The sequence below is a fragment of the Halomonas sp. M1 genome, from assembly GCF_029581375.1.
Lineage (GTDB): Bacteria > Pseudomonadota > Gammaproteobacteria > Pseudomonadales > Halomonadaceae > Vreelandella.
Genome location: NZ_CP121119.1, coordinates 2581398 through 2599016 on the forward strand (window position 1 = coordinate 2581398; position 17619 = coordinate 2599016).

Sequence of the window (17619 nt, forward strand, 5' to 3'; positions counted from 1 at the left end):
GACGTTGTGTGCAACCATGATGCTTATGGAAAAAGTCACCCATGGCGTCATTATAAAGTTTATAAAGTCGCGCCTGTGTCGTCCGATGGAACACTATGAGCCAATCAAACTTTCTCGATGAAATTGAAGAATTAAACTTAGCGTACTTACTTCTTGCCCAGCGTCTACTGAGTGAAGATCGAGAGGCAGCCATGTTTCGCCTGAAAGTTGATAGCGAACTGGCAGATTTGCTTACTTCACTTAATGCTTGGCAGTTAACGAAGCTGGCACGTACTAATCAATTGGTATGTCGGTTTAGTCAAACTAGCGGGCAGCGATTACGCCAAATTATGGAAAACCCCAGGGATCAAGGGCTGTCGGGGTTGCATGCATCGCTGTTATCAGCCTGCGAACCGTTCGATTCACTACCCAAAGGAGGGGCGGAGTGAGCCAGAAAAGCTTGGTTGATGAAATGCATCAAGTACAGCTGGCAATCGAACTGATTGAGTTAGGTGCACGTTTACAGGTGTTAGAAACGGAAACGGATCTAAGCCGTACTCGCCTAATTAAGCTGTATAAAGAAGTGCGTGGCATGTCGCCCCCAAAAGGGATGTTGCCTTTTTCGGCAGACTGGTTTGTTACCTGGTTGCCTAATGTGCACTCATCACTTTTTTATAATATTTATGCAAGTTTACAACAAGATACCTGCTGCGAACGTATTGATGCGTTCGTTAAAGCTTACCGACTTTACGAAGAACAAATAGCGCTTGAAGACGTGGAGCCAGTGTTGGGCTTAACGCGAGCGTGGACACTGGTACGTTTTTTTGAAAGTGATCTGCTGCAGCTAAATACGTGTACCCGGTGTGAGGGGCGATTTGTTGCCCATGCGCATAGCCCGATTCACGGCTATGTGTGCGGTATTTGCCAGCCGCCTTCACGTGCCGGGAAAACCCGTAAAGCCCAACGCGGAGCGGCGGGTACAGAAACATAGCCATGACCCACTCACAGGACGACGCAATATAATAAAAACAGCCATTAGCGCATAGATAGCGTTAAAAGGCGGTGGTACTTTTCCATTAAACATCGCCTACATCTTAGTATGATATGACTAAGCTCCACTTGAAATGGAACCCTCCAGTGTTATTCATAATGATGAAGCAGTGGTTGGCGCTCCGTTGATACAAAAACTGCTATCGCAAGGACACTGCTTGTGCTGATTCTCCTAGGTTATGTGGTCGTAATATTATGTGTGTTTGGCGGCTATGTGCTGGCAGGTGGTAGTTTAGGCCCCCTGTATCAACCTTTAGAGCTGTTAATTATTGGCGGTGCGGGCGTAGGCGCGTTTATTGCCGCCAATAACGGTAAAGCGATTAAAGCCACGTTTAGAATACTGCCGCGGCTCAAACGGACCAAAAAATATAACAAAGCCCTATACATGGAGCTAATGGCGCTGCAGTACAAGATTCTCTCCAAAGTGCGCCGTGAGGGGATGCTGGGGATTGAGCGCGATATCGATAACCCTCAGGAAAGCCCGCTGTTTCAAGAGCATCCCACGGTGCTTGCGGACCCGCACATTATGGATTTCTTAACTGATTACCTGCGTCTAATGGTAAGCGGCGGCATGGAGCCGATGGAAATCGACGAGCTGATGCTCCACGAAATCGAAGTATTTGAGCAAGAAGCCCATATTCCCATTGATGCGATTGCTAAAGTAGGTGATGCCATGCCTGCGTTTGGCATCGTGGCAGCGGTAATGGGGGTGATTAAAGCACTGACCTATGCGGATGCTAGCCCTGATCAAATGGGGCAAATGATTGCGATGGCCCTAGTGGGCACCTTCCTAGGGATTTTGATGGGTTACGGTTTTATCAGTCCAATTGCTAGCTACGCAGATCGGCAGGCAAAAGAAGCAGAAAAAATGCTGCAGTGTATCCGCGTCACGCTGCTAGCGAGTCTGCACGGTTATGCTCCTCAGTTAGCCGTTGAGTTTGGTCGTAAAGCACTGCACAGCACCGAACGTCCTAGTTTCTCAGAACTTGAAGAGTACGTGCGTGACGCCAAAAAGGGCGGTAATGCATGAGTAAGGGCGGTGACAAGCGCCCGATAGTCATACGGCGCAAAAAAGTGGTTCATGCTCATCATGGGGGAGCATGGAAAATCGCCTTAGCTGATTTTATGACCGCGCTAATGGCTCTGTTCCTGGTGATGTGGATTTTAAGCGTCTCCAGTGATGAAACCCGGCGCGGTGTTGCTGAGTACTTTAGTACACCGCTGATAACCGCGATGACCGGCGACCGAGGTGGTAGTACGCGGGTGATTCCCGGTGGCGGGCCTGATCCAGCCCATAGCGATGGTGAGCGCGCCCGGGTAGATTTGTCTCTGCAGCCGCGGCCCAGCTTGCAAGAGAGGCGTTTTTTCTCTGATTTACAAGAACGTATAGAGCGGGCCATTGAGCTAGACCCTGAGTTGCGCCAGCTGCGCAACCAAATGCGTTTTGATCTTACCCGTGAAGGGCTGCGCATTCAGCTGCTTGATACAGAGCAGCGGCCAATGTTTCAACTGGGTAGTGATCAGGTAGCACCTTATATGCGCAACCTTCTGCGCACTATCGCGCCGTTGCTCAATGAATTGCCCAATGACCTAAGCATCAGCGGTCATACCGACAGCGTGCCCTACGCGGGTGGCTATCGAGGCTACAGTAATTGGGAGCTATCCAGTGATCGCGCTAATGCCTCGCGTCGGGAGTTAGTCGTCGGAGGGCTTGATCCAGGTCAACTATTGCGCGTATCGGGCTTTGCCGATCGGGTATCGCTGCCTGACACTTCCCCTTCAGACCCTATTAATCGGCGTATTGAGCTTTTAGTACTGTTACCCGAAATTGCTGAGACCATTCGCGACCCAGGTATTCTTAGCACCGATGTGCTGTTACCTGAAGGTGATTCGCCCGAAGAGGCTTTACTACCAGACATGCCACAGGCCGACGTAGCCGAATGAGCGAAGCTGGTCCAAAAAATATGATGATAATGTGGAGCGGTGCATGGATATAGCGGATTTTTTTGACACCTTTTTTGAAGAGGCGGAAGAGCTGCTTGCAGATATGGAGCAGCACTTATTAGAACTGGATGTCGATGATCCGGATAGCGAGCAGCTAAACGCTATTTTCCGTGCGGCCCACTCTATAAAAGGTGGTGCAGGGACGTTCGGGTTTAGCGTGCTGCAAAAAACCACGCATATTTTCGAAAACCTGCTGGATCATGCGCGCAAAGGGGAACTGACCCTGCGCGCTGACCTCGTTGATACCTTTTTAGAGGCAAAAGACATCATGCATGAGCAACTCGATGCCTATCGCAACGAGGAAGAACCCAACCAGGAAGCCTATGAGCGAATCTGCCAAGTGTTGCAGCAGATCGCTTTAGAGGAGATTGGACAAACCCTCGAAGCTCCTGCAGCGCCTGCGCCGACGGTGACACAGCCTTCCAAGGCAGAATCTAGCAAACGCGAGACGCCGGAAGAAGGCGAGACGCATTTGTTAGTCGCCCTACTGAACGTCAACGATAAAGATCGCACGTTGCTGGTCGAAGAGCTTGAGCAGCTGGGGGATATCCAGTCGCACTCAGGCGATGACAAGCGTTACGAGGTCATTCTCAAAGGTGGCGTCAGTGCCGACGATATTGAAGCCGTGATGTGCTTTATTATCGAGCCTGAGCAAATTAGCATCAGCAGCGTTGCTGCGGGTGACCCAGCACCAGAACCAGAGCCAGCACCTAATGTGCCGGCTCCTGCCTCCTCGCCTGCTGTTGAGGAAGTGGTGAGTACTGCGGATAACGCCCCCGCTGTGCCAAAGCAGAGCGATAAGAGCTCCCCGAAAGCCAACGATAAGCCCGCTAAGGCAGCGCCAAAAAAAGCCGCGAGCGAGTCCTCATCAATACGCGTATCTGTCGACAAAGTTGATCAAATTATCAACTTGGTTGGTGAGCTGATCATTACCCAGTCGATGCTCGATCAAACGGTCAGCGACCTTGACGACCAGTCCGTAGGTAATAGCTCGCTCCAAAACGGCATGAGTCTGCTTCAGCGCAATGCCCGTGATCTTCAAGAAGCGGTGATGTCGATCCGCATGATTCCCATGGAGTTTGTGTTTAGCCGGTTCCCCCGCGTGGTGAGAGATACCGCAGGCAAGCTGAACAAAGAGATCGAACTTATTACCGAGGGTAAATCCACCGAGCTGGATAAAAGTTTGGTTGAGCGAATCACAGACCCGCTTACGCACCTAGTGCGTAACAGCTTAGACCATGGTATCGAAATGCCCGATGAGCGTGAGGCGCTAGGTAAGCCTCGCGTAGGCAAGCTGGTGCTTTCAGCGCGTCACCAGGGCGGCAATATTCTTATTGAAGTGCGTGACGACGGTGCAGGAATGGATCGTGAGCGCCTACTCGATAAAGCCCGTGAAAATGGGCTCAATGTTTCTGACGCAATGTCCGATGAAGACGTTTTCCAACTGATTTTTGCCCCTGGTTTTTCGACCGCAAAAGAGGTCACCGATGTATCAGGGCGCGGCGTTGGTATGGATGTGGTGAAACGTAATATTCAAGGAATGGGCGGGCGAGTCGAAATACAGTCTAAAAAGGGCGAAGGCACCAATACGCGTATTGTCTTGCCGTTGACCCTCGCGATTCTAGACGGCATGTCAATCAAAGTGGGTGGCGAAACGTTCATCCTACCGCTCTCTACCGTGCTTGAGTCCCTCCAGCCTGCCAAAGGTGATATGTACGCTATGGCAGGGGATGATGTGGTCATCAAAGTGCGTGATGAATACCTGCCGGTTATCGCGATTCATGAAGTGTTAGACGTCGAAAATGCAATTACTGACCCGACTAAAAGCATCGCCGTTATTGTACAAGGCGAAGGTCGTCGCTATGCCATGTTGGTCGATGAGCTCATTGGCCAGCAGCAGGTGGTTGTCAAGAACTTAGAAGATAACTACCGCAAAGTACCGGGCGTTTCCGCTGCCACCATCCTGGGGGATGGAAGTGTCGCATTGATTTTGGATATCACGGGCTTACACCGCTTAAGTCGTGCCAAAAAAGAAGCAGGCAAAGTAACCAATCATTCACAACTCGCTTATTACAAGGAGGCTGAGCCGTCATGAGTCAAGCAGCTAATAAGGCGGTGCTAGCCGCTGCAGAGGCAGAAAATCGCGAATTCTTAGTATTTTCTTTAGGGGAAGAAGAGTACGCCATTGATATTTTGAAAGTGCAGGAAATTCGCGGTTACGAAAATGTAACGCGTATTGCCAACGCACCGGATTTCATAAAAGGCGTGACCAATCTGCGCGGTGTTATTGTGCCGATTGTTGATCTACGCATTAAATTCCACCTGGAAAATGTGGAGTATGGCGGTCAAACCGTGGTGATTGTGGTTAATGTCGCCGACCGTATCGTGGGGATTGTGGTCGACGGTGTGTCAGACGTGATGACCCTAACTCCAGAGCAGATCAAACCCGCACCGGAGTTTGGTGTGACGCTCTCCTCTGATTTCTTAAGCGGTCTGGGCAGTCTTGATGACCGCATGTTGGTGCTAGTGGATATCGATAAACTGCTGACCAGTGAAGAAATGGCACTGGTAGATAGCACCAGCAATTCTTAATGTAGAACACTGGGCATAAGGAGTGTGCCTATTTTGAGCTAAACAGCCGAGCCGCGAGCCATGGAGTGCTGCGGCTAATTGGGTTGTGCTTGGAGTAATGCGTGTGACACAGCTAGTGCGTCAAGTGATGAGCAATATGACCGTGCGTTTAAGTTGGGGGTTGGTACTTGCTACTTTTTCACTCCTGATTGTCCTAGCGTGCGGTATAGGTCTCTACGCGCTCCACCATGGTGCTGCCATTGTGCAAGCGACAAGTGACTTACAGTCGCAGCAGGCAGCGTTTACGGAATTTTCAGCCCAAGTTCGCTGGGTGCTTATTGGCGTGGTCGTCATGACGGTGCTAACCGTTGTTGTGGTCATTTGGGGAGTGACGGCGAATGTGTTGCGTCCGCTAGATAATTTAGTGGGTTATTTTGAGCGTATGGCTCAAGGCGATTTAAATCAGCAAATTACCTCGCCGGGTAATAACGAAATTGGTCGACTGTATAACGCGATGGCGCATATGCAAGGCTCACTCTCCGAGACGGTCGGCGTGGTTCGCCAAAGTGGGGCCTCTATTTTTGAGCGTTCTCAGCATATTGCCAGCGGTAATAATGACCTCTCTTCACGCACTGAGCAGCAGGCATCTTCATTAGAAGAGACCGCTTCCAGCATGGAGCAGTTGGCCTCCACGGTAGGGCATAACGCAGATAACGCTCGCCAAGCGAGTCAGCTAGCAGGTGATGCGACGTTAACCGCCAGACGCAGCGGTGAAGAGGTTGGCAATATTGTTGAAACCATGCAAGAGATCAGCGCCAGCTCCCATCAGGTAGCTGACATTATAACGGTCATCGATAATATAGCTTTCCAAACTAATATCTTAGCGCTTAATGCCTCTGTTGAGGCGGCACGGGCGGGGGAGCACGGCAAAGGGTTTGCCGTCGTGGCGCAGGAGGTTCGTAGCTTGGCTAGCCGCAGTGCCAATGCAGCAAAAGAAATTCGCACACTTATTGATGCTTCTCTGGGTAAAGTGGATGCCGGTACGCAGCGAGTGAACCATGCAGGACAGACCATGCAAGACCTTGTCGCAGCGGTTCAGCGTGTCAGCGATATTATGGATGAAATTGCCGCCGCCTCAGAAGAGCAGAGCAATGGCATCGGCCAAGTTAATCAAGCGGTTGCCCAAATGGATCAGGTCGTGCAGCAGAATGCCCAGCTGGTTCAGCAGGCCGCCCGCAGTGCCAATGAGCTAGAGAGTGAGGCCGCTCGTCTGCGTGAAGCGGTTGAGCGTTTTCGGGTGTCGGGAGCGAGTGCCGCACCATTGACCACTCGCCCCATTCTACCAAGTGCCACGCCACGGCCCGCTAAGGTGGTTGCTACTAAAACGCCGGTAGACGAGTGGGAAGCTTTTTGATTCAGCCTTTACGTAGAGTCGCCCAATTTAACTAATAAAAATGTCACCTCCCCAACAATAAGGCACGTTAATGCGTAACAATCAGCCAGTCTCCCAACGCGAAGTTGAGCTAAAGGGGGACGATTTTCTCGTCTCGCGAACGGATCTTAAAGGTCGCATTACGTATGCTAATCCCGCGTTTATCCAAATTAGTGGCTTTCGCCATGACGAGCTAATTGGGGCGCCGCACAACCTGATCCGTCACCCAGATATGCCGCCAGCGGCGTTTGCAAATTTATGGCAAACCATCGAAACCGGTGAAACGTGGCGTGGGCTGGTTAAAAATCGCTGCAAAAACGGCGACCACTATTGGGTAGACGCCAGCGTGACGCCGATTGTCGAAAATGATCAGGTGGTTGGCTATGCCTCAGTGCGGGTTCAGGCGTCACGGGAGGCAATCGCCCAGGCAGAGCAGGTATACGCAGGTATTCGTGAGGGGCGTCTTAAACGGGTCTATTTAGATAAAGGGCGTATACGTTATAAGGGGCTAGTGCAGCGCCTTAAACGGGTGCGCCTGCACACCATCCGCGCCAAGCTGGTTGGCATGATTGTGGTGGCGGGCATGCTGCTGTTGGTCAGTGGTGGGCTAGGGCTGTATGGATTAAATGTCGCGGGTGAGCGGTTAGATCGCCTCAATAACGATGGGCTGCGCGATGTTATTCGTCTCCAGCAAATCGACCAAACCATTGCCCATACACGTCAGTCGATGATCGAACCAGAAAGGATGCAGCTCATCAGCCAACGGTTTGAGATGGGCGAAGCCGTGGCGGAAAACGCCGCGGAGGTAGCTGAGGTTTGGCAGGCGTACTACCAGCGTGATGCTAACGCTAGCCAGCTGGCGGATAGTTTTGATCAGCAGCTTCAGGCGTTCTTAGCTAATGGCATGGGGCAAGCGGTGAGCGTGCTACAAGCTGAAGAGACGTATGAGGCGTTTACCGGTTTAGATGCGGTGATACGTGTGATGAATACCGATGGGCGAGCGCTGTCGGAGATGGTGAATCAGCTCATCGCGCAAAAACAGGCTGCAGCGGAAGTTATGGCGGTAGAGGCTGAGCAGGGGCAAACCGCCATGCTGAGCGCTCAGGCGGCGGTGCTGGGGATTGGCTTACTGATGCTCATGATGATAGGCGCGCTTACGCTACGTTCAATCGTTAGACCGTTAAAAAGTGCTTCGCGCTTTACCCTGCAAATAGCGGGCGGCAACTTGGCAGCCCCTGTGCCTGCCCGTCGTCGTGATGAAATTGGCCTACTGCTTGATTCGCTAAATACCATGCGTAAAAGCCTGAGCAGTATTATTGGCGAGGTTAAAAGCGGCATTGAGGTAGTGACACCTGCGGCGCAGGGTATTGCCAGTGGTAATGAAGAGCTGTCGTCGCGTACAGAGCAGCAGGCTGCCGCGCTGCAACAAACCGCTTCCAGCATGGAAGAGATAACCACGACCGTGCGCCAAAATAGCGATAACGCTCAAGAAGCCCGGCGTCTGGCCGATAATAATGCTACACGGGTGACGCAAACCGGTGAGCTGATGACACAGCTAGTCGACAACATGCAACGCATCACTCAAAGCTCGCGAAAAATGACCGAGATTATCAACGTCATTGATTCGATTGCGTTTCAAACCAATATTTTGGCGCTTAATGCGTCGGTTGAGGCAGCAAGGGCCGGGGAGCACGGGCGCGGCTTTGCGGTTGTGGCAGAAGAAGTGCGTAATTTGGCGGGGCGCAGTGCCGGCGCGGCCCAAGAGATCCGGGTATTAATTGATGGTTCCAGTCAGGATGTTAGTGCAGGGGCCGGGTTAGTGGAAAAAGCTGAAGCGGCCATGAGTGAGGTTGCTGAAGCGGCACGCAGCGTAACGCAGATTATGCATGAGATCTCTTCAGCGTCAGAAGAGCAGAGCAGCGGTATTGCAGAAGTCAACCAGGCCGTTGCGGAAATGGATCAAGCGACCCAGCAAAATGCTGGCCGTGTGCAGGAAACCGCGCGGGCTGCGGCAGCATTAGAACATCAAGCGGGGCTGTTGGCGTTATCCGTAGAGGCGTTTCGGCTAAACCATCAACAGTCTCTACAGGCTATGCCAGCCGCTATAGGGGCACCTGCTGCTGCGCATCAACTTTCTGCGAAGCCAAATAGCGCGACATCGCCAGCGCCGCGTGTGAAGCGGCAATCGGTTTCTGCAGAGGAGTGGGAAGAGTTTTGAGCGGACAACGCGAACGGGGAGCCGAAGCCGGCCAATGGGCGTCTAGTGGGCAGATCGAGCGCGACTTGCTGCTAACAGATGCCGATTTTTCACGGATTAGAGAACTGATCTACCTGCGTGCCGGTATCGTGCTTGCCGAGCATAAGCGTGAAATGGTTTACAGCCGTTTAGCAAAGCGGCTGCGCCACCACGGCATAACGCACTTTACCGACTACCTGTCACGCTTGGAGCGTCAGCCCGATGCTAAAGAGTGGGAAGCGTTTACTAACGCACTCACCACCAATCTCACGGCATTTTTTCGTGAGGCGCACCACTTTCCGCTGCTGGCTGAACATATCAAGCATAAGCAGGAGCCGGTGACTATTTGGTGCTCAGCGGCTTCCACGGGTGAAGAGCCTTATTCAATAGCCATGACGCTGCTGGAAACGCTAGGCCCCAAAGCCTCCCAAGCGAAAGTCATCGCCACAGATATTGATACTGACGCGCTCGATAGGGCTCGCGCCGGTATTTATCCTCAGGAACAAGTGCGCAAGCTCGATGAAGTTCGGGTGAAACGTTTTTTTCAGAAAGGTACTGGTAACCATATTGGGCTGGCCCGTATACGGCCTGAAGTCTCCGCGCTGGTGGAGTTTTTGCCGCTTAACCTGCTGGCGCCCCAGTGGCCCGTTAAGGGGCCCTTTGATGCCATTTTTTGCCGCAATATCATGATTTATTTCGATAAAGATACTCAGGCGAAAATTCTAAAGCGGTTTGCGCCGCTCATGAAGCCAGATGGCCTGCTGTTTGCTGGGCACTCTGAAAACTTCTCCTATATTAGCGATGCATTCAAGTTGCGTGGGCAGACGGTCTACACCCCCGCTAAAAAATAACCCGTATTACGTGCGTTTAGCTCCGTTAACAGGTATTTCTCAAGCGGAAGCGCAACAGCACATTAGGTAGCTACCGTAAGAGGAGGCGTGCTTTGAGCGCAGCCAAGATCAAAGTGTTATGTGTCGATGATTCGGCGCTGATTCGCGATTTGTTAACCGAAATCATCAACTCACAGCCAGATATGGAAGTGGTTGCCGTCGCGCCCGACCCCATTGCTGCCAGGGACCTGATTAAGCAGCATAACCCTGATGTACTAACCCTTGACGTGGAAATGCCGCGCATGGATGGGTTGGACTTTCTTGAGCGGTTGATGCGCCTGCGCCCAATGCCGGTGTTAATGGTCTCATCACTCACCCAGAGCGGTTCTGAAATCACCCTGCGTGCGCTGGAGCTGGGCGCGTTGGACTTTGTGGCTAAGCCCAGCCTAGGTATTCGCAATGGGATGATGGAGTACGCCAACGAAATTGCTGAGAAGCTGCGTGCCGCCGCGCGCTCACGACCCCGTCAGGCCCGCCACAAAAACGCGCCGCCTCCGACGCAGTTGAAAGCACCGCTGGTTACCAGTGAGAAGTTAATCATCATTGGTGCCTCTACTGGCGGAACCGAGGCGATCCGTGCGGTACTGGAGCCCTTGCCGGCTAACGCACCTGCCATTTTGATTACGCAACACATGCCGGGCGGCTTTACCCGCTCGTTTGCTGAACGGCTGGACCGGCTGTGCCGGATTACCGTCAAAGAGGCCACTGATGGCGAGCGTGTGCTGCCGGGTCATGCCTATATTGCGCCGGGTGATCAACACCTTGAACTCGTCCGCAGCGGTGCAAACTACGTGGCCCGCTTGAACGATGGGCCTCCGGTTAATCGCCATCGGCCATCGGTGGATGTGCTGTTTCACTCTGCCTCAAAGCACGCCGGTAAAAATGCGATTGGGGTAATTTTGACTGGCATGGGAAAAGATGGCGCTGCAGGGTTATTAGAAATGCGCCAAGCAGGCGCGCCGACCATTGCGCAAAATGAAGAGAGCTGCGTGGTTTTCGGGATGCCGAGAGAAGCGATTGCTGTTGGGGGAGCGGTTGATGTCGTCGCCCTAGACGATATTCCATCGCGATTGATGGCGCTGGTCGCGGCTTCCGGCCGTGCCCAACGGGTGTAATTCATAACCAAAACAATAACGTCAACAGGGGAAGTACTATGGCTCGCTTGTTTCGCAATTTGAGTATTCATGCGGCTGTTATCGCTGCTCTCATCAGCTTTATCGCCATCATAGCGGTGCTGGCAGGCATCAGCTTTATATCGGATCGCAGCGCTCAAAATAATTTAGCTACGCTAGATGTCATTAGTAATGAGCAGCTAAATGAAATTAATCGCGCTGATTCATTGCTTAACCAAGCGATGCTGGCGATGGAAACGGCGTCAAACTTCTTAATGGTGGGTCAGACCCGTCAATCTAATGAGCAAATAGAGATTGCCGCTAACCGTATTGAGCGTGCAGAACAGCGTTTAGCAACCTTTATGGCGACGCCGCGCACGCCTCAAGGTGAAAGGTTGGGCAGCGACTTGATTGAAGATTTTCAAGACGTATTAGCAATGGTCAAACAGCAGTTGGTGAGTTTTGAAACCATGGATATCACCACGTTTAACCAGCTGCGCGGTGAGCTGACAGGACCGCTGGCAAACTTGGCTGAAAGTTCAACTGCCTTTGTTGACTATGGCTTTGACCGCGTGAGTACCATCCGCAGCGACTCTAACGCGGAAGGAGACTTTTTCACTCTCATCAATGCTTTCGCGGCACTCATTGCGTTATTGGTTACCGCGGTGATCTATGTAGGGTTGCGTCGCACAGTGATTGCTCCGCTTAACGATGCGGTGCGCCGCTTGGATAAAATCGCCCAGGCGGATTTGACCGAGCCTTTGCCCACCGGAGGTAAGGGCGAAGTCGGCCGTCTTTTTGCTGCAATGGCAACCATGCAGCAAAATCTAACGGGGATTGTTTCAAGAGTTCGCGAGGGCAGCAGCGAAATCCATCACGGCACTCGGGAAATTGCCAGCGGCAATGCAGATCTTTCATCGCGTACCGAGCAGCAGGCCGCCTCTATTGAAGAAACCGCTGCCAGCATGGAGCAGATGACGGCGACAGTGAAGCAGAATGCGGACAACGCGCGCCAAGCCAGCACCCTTGCCGCGGATGCATCTACCACGGCTGAGCAGGGCGGGCAGGTGGTTGAGCAGGTCGTGCAAACAATGCATGGCATCTCAACGAGCTCCCAAAAAGTGGCAGATATTACCAGCGTGATTGACTCGATTGCCTTTCAAACCAATATTCTGGCACTGAATGCTTCTGTCGAAGCGGCGCGCGCTGGCGAGCAAGGGCGTGGCTTTGCCGTGGTAGCAGGTGAGGTGCGCAATCTAGCGAGCCGTAGCGCCGATGCTGCCAAAGAGATCAAAACTCTGATCGATGCTTCGGTTTCACAAATTAAGCAAGGTTCCACCCTGGTAGAGCAGGCCGGTAGCACCATGAGTGAAGTAGTGACCGCCGTGCGTCGGGTCACTGATATTATGGATGAGATATCCGCGGCCTCTCAGGAGCAGAGCGACGGCATTACGCAGGTTAGCCAAGCAGTGGGGCAGATGGATGAAGTGACTCAACAAAACGCTGCGCTGGTTCAGCAAGCCACAGCGGCGGCTGCTTCTTTGGAGGAGCAGGCGAGCCGGTTAGAGGAGGCGGTTGCCGTCTTTAAGCTGCTTGGTGTCCAAGAACACTCTTATGAGTTACCGCGTTCGATAGCGCCTTCGGCGCCAGCACAGCTTGCCTCTACACAGCCTGCTGCACAACGGAGCGCCCGCCAGAACAGCCACCATGACGAGTGGGAAGCGTTTTAACCGTAATAAACCCTGACTGGGTGTCCAGTCACCCTAACCCATGTGTTTGATGAGAGGATGACCAATGGCCGATAAGAATATGAGTTTTCTGGTAGTTGACGATTTTCCTACGATGCGTCGGATCGTCCGTAGCCTGTTAAAAGAGCTGGGCTTTACCAATGTGGATGAGGCGGAAGATGGTCAGGACGCGCTGAATAAGTTGCGGGCAGGCAATTTTGAGTTCGTTGTCTCTGATTGGAATATGCCCAATCTTGATGGTTTAGAGATGCTTAAAGAGATTCGCCAAGACGAAGCGCTCAAAGGCTTACCGGTGCTGATGGTGACCGCCGAAGCGAAAAAAGAGAACATTATTGCGGCCGCACAAGCAGGCGCCAACGGCTACGTCGTTAAGCCGTTCACTGCCGCTACCCTAGAAGAGAAGCTGAATAAAATCTTCGACAAGATGGGTAAATGAAGCGGCTGAGCCTTTGTGGCTCGGTTAGCAAGGAGATACGACAATGAGCCAGAGTGAGCAGGGAAATACTGCCCAACTGCCCGATGAAGCCGCTGAAGAACTCATCCATCGCATTGGTAAACTTACCCGCATGCTGCGCGACAATATGCGCGAGCTGGGGTTAGATAAAGAGATTGAAAAAGCGGCGGAAGCGATACCTGACGCACGTGACCGTTTGCACTATGTTGCGACCATGACCGAGCAGGCGGCTGATCGTGCGCTAAACGCTATCGACCGAGCACAGCCGCTTCAGGATCAGCTGTCTGACCGTGCTGAAGCGCTGGATAAGCGTTGGGAAGCATGGTTTGAAGCGCCCCAAGAGCTAGATGATGCTAAAGCCTTGGTTAAAGAGACCCGCACCTATTTAAGCGATGTGCCCACTATGGCCGCAGCCACCAATAAAGAGCTGTTGGAAATCATGATGGCGCAAGATTTCCAGGATCTGACCGGCCAAGTCATCAAGAAGATGATGGATGTGATTCGCGAGATCGAACATCAGCTCGTACAGGTGCTGATTGATAACGTGCCGGGTGCTCAGGCGCGGGAAAGCATGCAGCGCAAGGCGGAAGATCAGTGGAAAAACGAAACCGCGCGACGTAAAGAAGACCTGCTTAATGGTCCTCAGGTGAAGGAGAACGCCCCGGATATCGTGACGGGCCAAGACCAGGTAGACGACTTATTGGATGAATTAGGCTTTTAATGCGTTGTTATTAAGACATTGTAACAAGCCGCATCTGGCACTATAGGCTTTTTGTTCAGCCGCCCTCTGGGGCGGCTGAATTTATGGTGAGCCGCGTACGACCGGCCGGATAGCAGCATGGCAGATAACGACAGCGACCAGGAAAAAACCGAAGAGGCCACCCCCAGGCGCTTGGATAAAGCGCGTGAAGAGGGCCAGGTTCCCCGCTCCCGAGAGCTGACCACTTTTATGCTGTTACTGGGAGGCGTGATAGGGCTTTGGAGCATGGGGCAGATGCTCTATGACCAGTTGGGAATGGTCATGGAGAGAGCGTTTTTGTTTGAGCGTCGCCAGGTAATGGAAAGCACTCCCATGCTGGTGAATGCCCTGGATCTTGGTCAGCGCACGCTGTTTGCCATGATTCCGCTGTTTTTACTCCTCGTGGTGGTGGCGTTGGTAGCACCTGCGCTGCTGGGGGGGTGGCTGGTATCGGCAAAATCGATGCAGCCCAAACTTTCAAAGCTCAACCCTGTTAAAGGGGTGAAGCGCATATTCGGTGCTCAGGCGCTGGTGGAGTTAGCCAAAGCGATTGCTAAATCGGTGCTGGTGGGGAGCGTCGCGGCAACCTTTTTGTACGTTAATATCGGCACGTTTATGGGGCTGATGGACCTGCCTATTCAGCAGGCGCTGGTCAGTGCGCTAAATATGGCCGCGTTAGCCGCTGGGTTAATTGTGTTATCGCTGGTGGTGGTCATCCTCATCGATGTGCCTTTCCAGCTGTGGAGCAATGCTAAAAAGCTGCGCATGAGCAAGGAAGAGGTAAAGCGAGAGCATAAAGAGTCAGAGGGCGACCCCCATGTAAAAGGCCGCATTCGTCAGCAACAGCAGGCGATGGCGCGTGGCCGCATGATGAGTAAAGTACCAGATGCTGACGTTATTATTACCAACCCTACCCATTATGCGATTGCGCTCAGGTACCAGGAAGGCAGTATGGGCGCGCCTCGGCTAGTCGCCAAAGGGGCCGATGCGGTAGCGGCACGTATCCGTGAGATTGGTTTAGAAGCGGGCGTGCCACGATTGGAGGCAGCGCCCTTGGCCCGCGCCCTGTATCATCACGTGGACTTAGAAGCTGAGGTGCCTGCGGAACTGTATACCGCCGTGGCAGAAGTGATGGCCTGGGCGTACCGCCTAAAGCATGTTGCACAACAAGGAGGCGAGGTGCCCCCCACCCCTGATAATTTGCCGGTTCCCCCGGAAATGGATAGTCCCGGCCCCAAGGCCGGTGGCAGTGAGGCGCAGTCATGAAGGGCTTAGGCCAGTTGATCAATCAACGCGATTGGATGGGCGATGTGCGCATGAAGCTGCTCGCTGGGCCGCTGCTGATTCTAATGATTTTGGGCATGATGATCCTGCCCTTGCCGCCCTTCGCGCTGGATTTGCTCTTCACCTTCAACATTGCCCTGGCCATTATGGTGCTGTTGGTCAGCATGTTTGCGCAAAAGCCGCTGGACTTCGCGGCGTTTCCGGCCGTGTTGCTGTTCACCACGTTGCTGCGCCTATCGCTCAATGTTGCCTCCACCCGGGTGGTACTCATGGAAGGGCATCAAGGGGGCGATGCCGCAGGTAAAGTTATCGAAGCGTTCGGCACCTTCCTGGTAGGCGGCAACTTTGCGGTTGGCTTAGTGGTCTTCCTGATCTTGGTTATTATCAACTTCATGGTTATTACCAAGGGCGCCGGGCGGATTGCCGAAGTTGGCGCGCGCTTTATGCTGGACGCCATGCCCGGCAAGCAGATGGCCATTGATGCGGACTTAAACGCGGGGCTAATTGGTGAAGAAGACGCTAAAAAGCGTCGAGCAGAAGTCGCCCAAGAGGCCGATTTTTACGGCTCAATGGATGGTGCAAGTAAGTTTGTGCGCGGCGACGCCATGGCCGGCTTGGTTATCATGGTGGTTAATATTATCGGTGGCCTGCTGATCGGCATGATGCAGCACGGCATGGACTTCGGCGATGCTGCCCGTACCTACACACTATTAACCATTGGGGATGGCTTGGTCGCCCAGATTCCGGCGCTGGTGATCTCAACCGCAGCGGGTGTCACGGTGTCGCGGGTAAATACCGACCAGGACGTTGGTCAGCAAATGATCAGCCAGCTGTTCGTTAACCCCCAGGTTATGATTTTAGCCGCCATCGTTATGGGGCTATTGGGCATGGTGCCCGGTATGCCCAACCTGGTTTTCCTGATTTTTACGGCGCTGCTTGCTGGGCTTGCATGGCTGTTGATCCGTCAAAAAGACCGGGCGCTGGTCAAGGAGGAGATTGCCGCGGCCCCTCCACCGCTTCAAGAAACCCCTGAAGCGAGCTGGGAGGATGTCCAGTTAGTGGATACCTTGGGTCTCGAAGTCGGACATCGCTTAATCCCGCTAGTGGATTCGCGCCAGAAAGGTGAGTTGTTGGGCCGGATTAAAAGCGTGCGCAAAAAGTTTGCCCAGGAGGTCGGCTTTTTGCCCCCTGTTGTACATATCCGCGATAACTTGGAGCTTTCCCCCAATACCTACGTGCTTTCGATGAAGGGCGCAGAGATTGGGCGTGCCGAGGCACAGCCAGGCAAGTGGCTGGCCATCGACCCAGGGCAGGTATCTGGTGAGCTGCAGGGGACGCCCACTCAAGAGCCCGCCTTCGGCCTTCCGGCTATCTGGATTGATTCCAGTCAGCGTGAACACGCCCAGGTGTATGGCTATACGGTAGTGGATGCGAGTACGGTCATTGCCACCCACTTAAATCACCTGTTGCACCGCCACTCCCCGGAAATGCTCGGTCGCCAGGAAGTGCAGAAGCTGCTGGATAAGCTCGGTGATGATCAAAAATCGCTGGTGGAAGAAGTCGTGCCAAAAGCGATCTCCCTGACGGTGCTTCAGCGCATCCTGCAGAACCTGTTGGATGAAGATGTTTCCATTCGCGATATGCGCACTGTGCTGGATACCCTGGCGGAGTTCGCGGGTCAGCAGAAAGACCCTAATGAGCTCACTGCGTTAGTGCGCATTGCGCTGGGCCGCGCTATCACTCAGCAATGGTTTGCCGGGCAAGAAACACTTAACGTGATGGGGCTGGATGCTCAGTTAGAACAAGTGCTTATTCAGGCGATGAACGGCAACGGCGCTATGGAGCCAGGCTTAGCAGATACCCTGATGAATCAGGCCCAACAGGCGCTAGAGCAGCACGAAGCCAGTGGAGAAGCCCCAGTGCTGGTGGTGCAGCATTCGTTACGCGCTGTGTTGTCGCGTTTCCTGCGTCGCCGCATGCGTCATATGGTGGTGATGTCTCAGGCCGAAGTGCCCGATGACCGTACGCTGCGGGTGACCACCGTCGTGGGTGGGCGCTAGCCAGCGGACATAGCCATCAACGCCGATAAAGCAGTGGCAGCCATTCAAGCAGAGGCAAAA

Annotated in this window: 15 protein-coding genes; all 15 read left to right on the forward strand. The window is 53.2% G+C overall.

Going from position 1 to position 17619, the window contains the following annotated elements:
* Positions 1-95 precede the first annotated feature (95 nt).
* The 15 genes from flhD (at position 96) to flhA (ending at position 17559) form a co-directional block, all read left to right on the forward strand.
* Complete coding sequence (gene flhD, locus P8S54_RS11930) at positions 96-428, forward strand: flagellar transcriptional regulator FlhD (protein WP_281441927.1); 333 nt, start codon at positions 96-98, stop codon at positions 426-428.
* Positions 425-970: a flagellar transcriptional regulator FlhC gene (flhC, locus tag P8S54_RS11935; protein WP_009097774.1), complete on the forward strand. Its 546-nt coding sequence runs from the start codon at positions 425-427 to the stop codon at positions 968-970. Before flhD ends, flhC begins: the two co-directional genes overlap by 4 nt.
* A gap of 219 nt (positions 971-1189) precedes the next feature.
* On the forward strand, positions 1190-2059 hold the full coding sequence (gene motA / locus P8S54_RS11940; protein ID WP_281441928.1) for a flagellar motor stator protein MotA: 870 nt from the start codon (positions 1190-1192) through the stop codon (positions 2057-2059).
* Complete coding sequence (motB, locus tag P8S54_RS11945) at positions 2056-2973, forward strand: flagellar motor protein MotB (RefSeq protein WP_281441929.1); 918 nt, start codon at positions 2056-2058, stop codon at positions 2971-2973. The genes motA and motB overlap by 4 nt, the downstream gene beginning before the upstream one ends.
* A 43-nt stretch (positions 2974-3016) precedes the next feature.
* Complete coding sequence (gene cheA, locus P8S54_RS11950) at positions 3017-5128, forward strand: chemotaxis protein CheA (RefSeq protein ID WP_281441930.1); 2112 nt, start codon at positions 3017-3019, stop codon at positions 5126-5128.
* Positions 5125-5625, forward strand: a complete 501-nt coding sequence (gene cheW / locus P8S54_RS11955; protein WP_009097763.1) for a chemotaxis protein CheW — start codon at positions 5125-5127, stop codon at positions 5623-5625. Before cheA ends, cheW begins: the two co-directional genes overlap by 4 nt.
* A 97-nt stretch (positions 5626-5722) precedes the next feature.
* Positions 5723-7018 carry a methyl-accepting chemotaxis protein gene (locus P8S54_RS11960; RefSeq protein WP_281441931.1) on the forward strand — a complete coding sequence of 432 codons (1296 nt, stop codon included), beginning with the start codon at positions 5723-5725 and terminating at the stop codon, positions 7016-7018.
* A gap of 70 nt (positions 7019-7088) precedes the next feature.
* Positions 7089-9254 carry a PAS domain-containing methyl-accepting chemotaxis protein gene (locus P8S54_RS11965; protein ID WP_281441932.1) on the forward strand — a complete coding sequence of 722 codons (2166 nt, stop codon included), beginning with the start codon at positions 7089-7091 and terminating at the stop codon, positions 9252-9254.
* Positions 9251-10123, forward strand: coding sequence for a CheR family methyltransferase (locus P8S54_RS11970; protein WP_009097756.1), 873 nt, complete (start codon positions 9251-9253; stop codon positions 10121-10123). The genes P8S54_RS11965 and P8S54_RS11970 overlap by 4 nt, the downstream gene beginning before the upstream one ends.
* 92 nt (positions 10124-10215) lie before the next feature.
* On the forward strand, positions 10216-11277 hold the full coding sequence (locus P8S54_RS11975) for a chemotaxis response regulator protein-glutamate methylesterase (protein ID WP_281441933.1): 1062 nt from the start codon (positions 10216-10218) through the stop codon (positions 11275-11277).
* A gap of 38 nt (positions 11278-11315) precedes the next feature.
* Complete coding sequence (locus P8S54_RS11980; protein ID WP_281441934.1) at positions 11316-13004, forward strand: methyl-accepting chemotaxis protein; 1689 nt, start codon at positions 11316-11318, stop codon at positions 13002-13004.
* Between the two features lie 64 nt (positions 13005-13068).
* The gene (cheY, locus tag P8S54_RS11985) at positions 13069-13458 is read left to right on the forward strand and encodes a chemotaxis response regulator CheY (RefSeq protein WP_009097747.1); all 390 of its coding nucleotides are present in this window, start codon (positions 13069-13071) and stop codon (positions 13456-13458) included.
* A gap of 43 nt (positions 13459-13501) precedes the next feature.
* Positions 13502-14197, forward strand: a complete 696-nt coding sequence (gene cheZ / locus P8S54_RS11990; protein ID WP_281441935.1) for a protein phosphatase CheZ — start codon at positions 13502-13504, stop codon at positions 14195-14197.
* A gap of 117 nt (positions 14198-14314) precedes the next feature.
* Entirely contained in the window at positions 14315-15481 is a 1167-nt protein-coding gene (flhB, locus tag P8S54_RS11995; protein ID WP_281441936.1) for a flagellar biosynthesis protein FlhB, read from the forward strand.
* Positions 15478-17559, forward strand: coding sequence for a flagellar biosynthesis protein FlhA (gene flhA / locus P8S54_RS12000; protein WP_281441937.1), 2082 nt, complete (start codon positions 15478-15480; stop codon positions 17557-17559). Before flhB ends, flhA begins: the two co-directional genes overlap by 4 nt.
* Positions 17560-17619: the final 60 nt, after the last annotated feature.

Coding starts and splice junctions, on each gene's coding strand:
- cheY (WP_009097747.1), top strand. CDS start 13,069: ATGGCCGATAAGAATATGAGTTTTCTGGTAGTTGACGATTTTCCTACG.
- cheW (WP_009097763.1), top strand. CDS start 5,125: ATGAGTCAAGCAGCTAATAAGGCGGTGCTAGCCGCTGCAGAGGCAGAA.
- flhD (WP_281441927.1), top strand. CDS start 96: ATGAGCCAATCAAACTTTCTCGATGAAATTGAAGAATTAAACTTAGCG.
- flhA (WP_281441937.1), top strand. CDS start 15,478: ATGAAGGGCTTAGGCCAGTTGATCAATCAACGCGATTGGATGGGCGAT.
- P8S54_RS11960 (WP_281441931.1), top strand. CDS start 5,723: ATGCGTGTGACACAGCTAGTGCGTCAAGTGATGAGCAATATGACCGTG.
- P8S54_RS11965 (WP_281441932.1), top strand. CDS start 7,089: ATGCGTAACAATCAGCCAGTCTCCCAACGCGAAGTTGAGCTAAAGGGG.
- cheZ (WP_281441935.1), top strand. CDS start 13,502: ATGAGCCAGAGTGAGCAGGGAAATACTGCCCAACTGCCCGATGAAGCC.
- motB (WP_281441929.1), top strand. CDS start 2,056: ATGAGTAAGGGCGGTGACAAGCGCCCGATAGTCATACGGCGCAAAAAA.
- P8S54_RS11980 (WP_281441934.1), top strand. CDS start 11,316: ATGGCTCGCTTGTTTCGCAATTTGAGTATTCATGCGGCTGTTATCGCT.
- cheA (WP_281441930.1), top strand. CDS start 3,017: ATGGATATAGCGGATTTTTTTGACACCTTTTTTGAAGAGGCGGAAGAG.
- flhB (WP_281441936.1), top strand. CDS start 14,315: ATGGCAGATAACGACAGCGACCAGGAAAAAACCGAAGAGGCCACCCCC.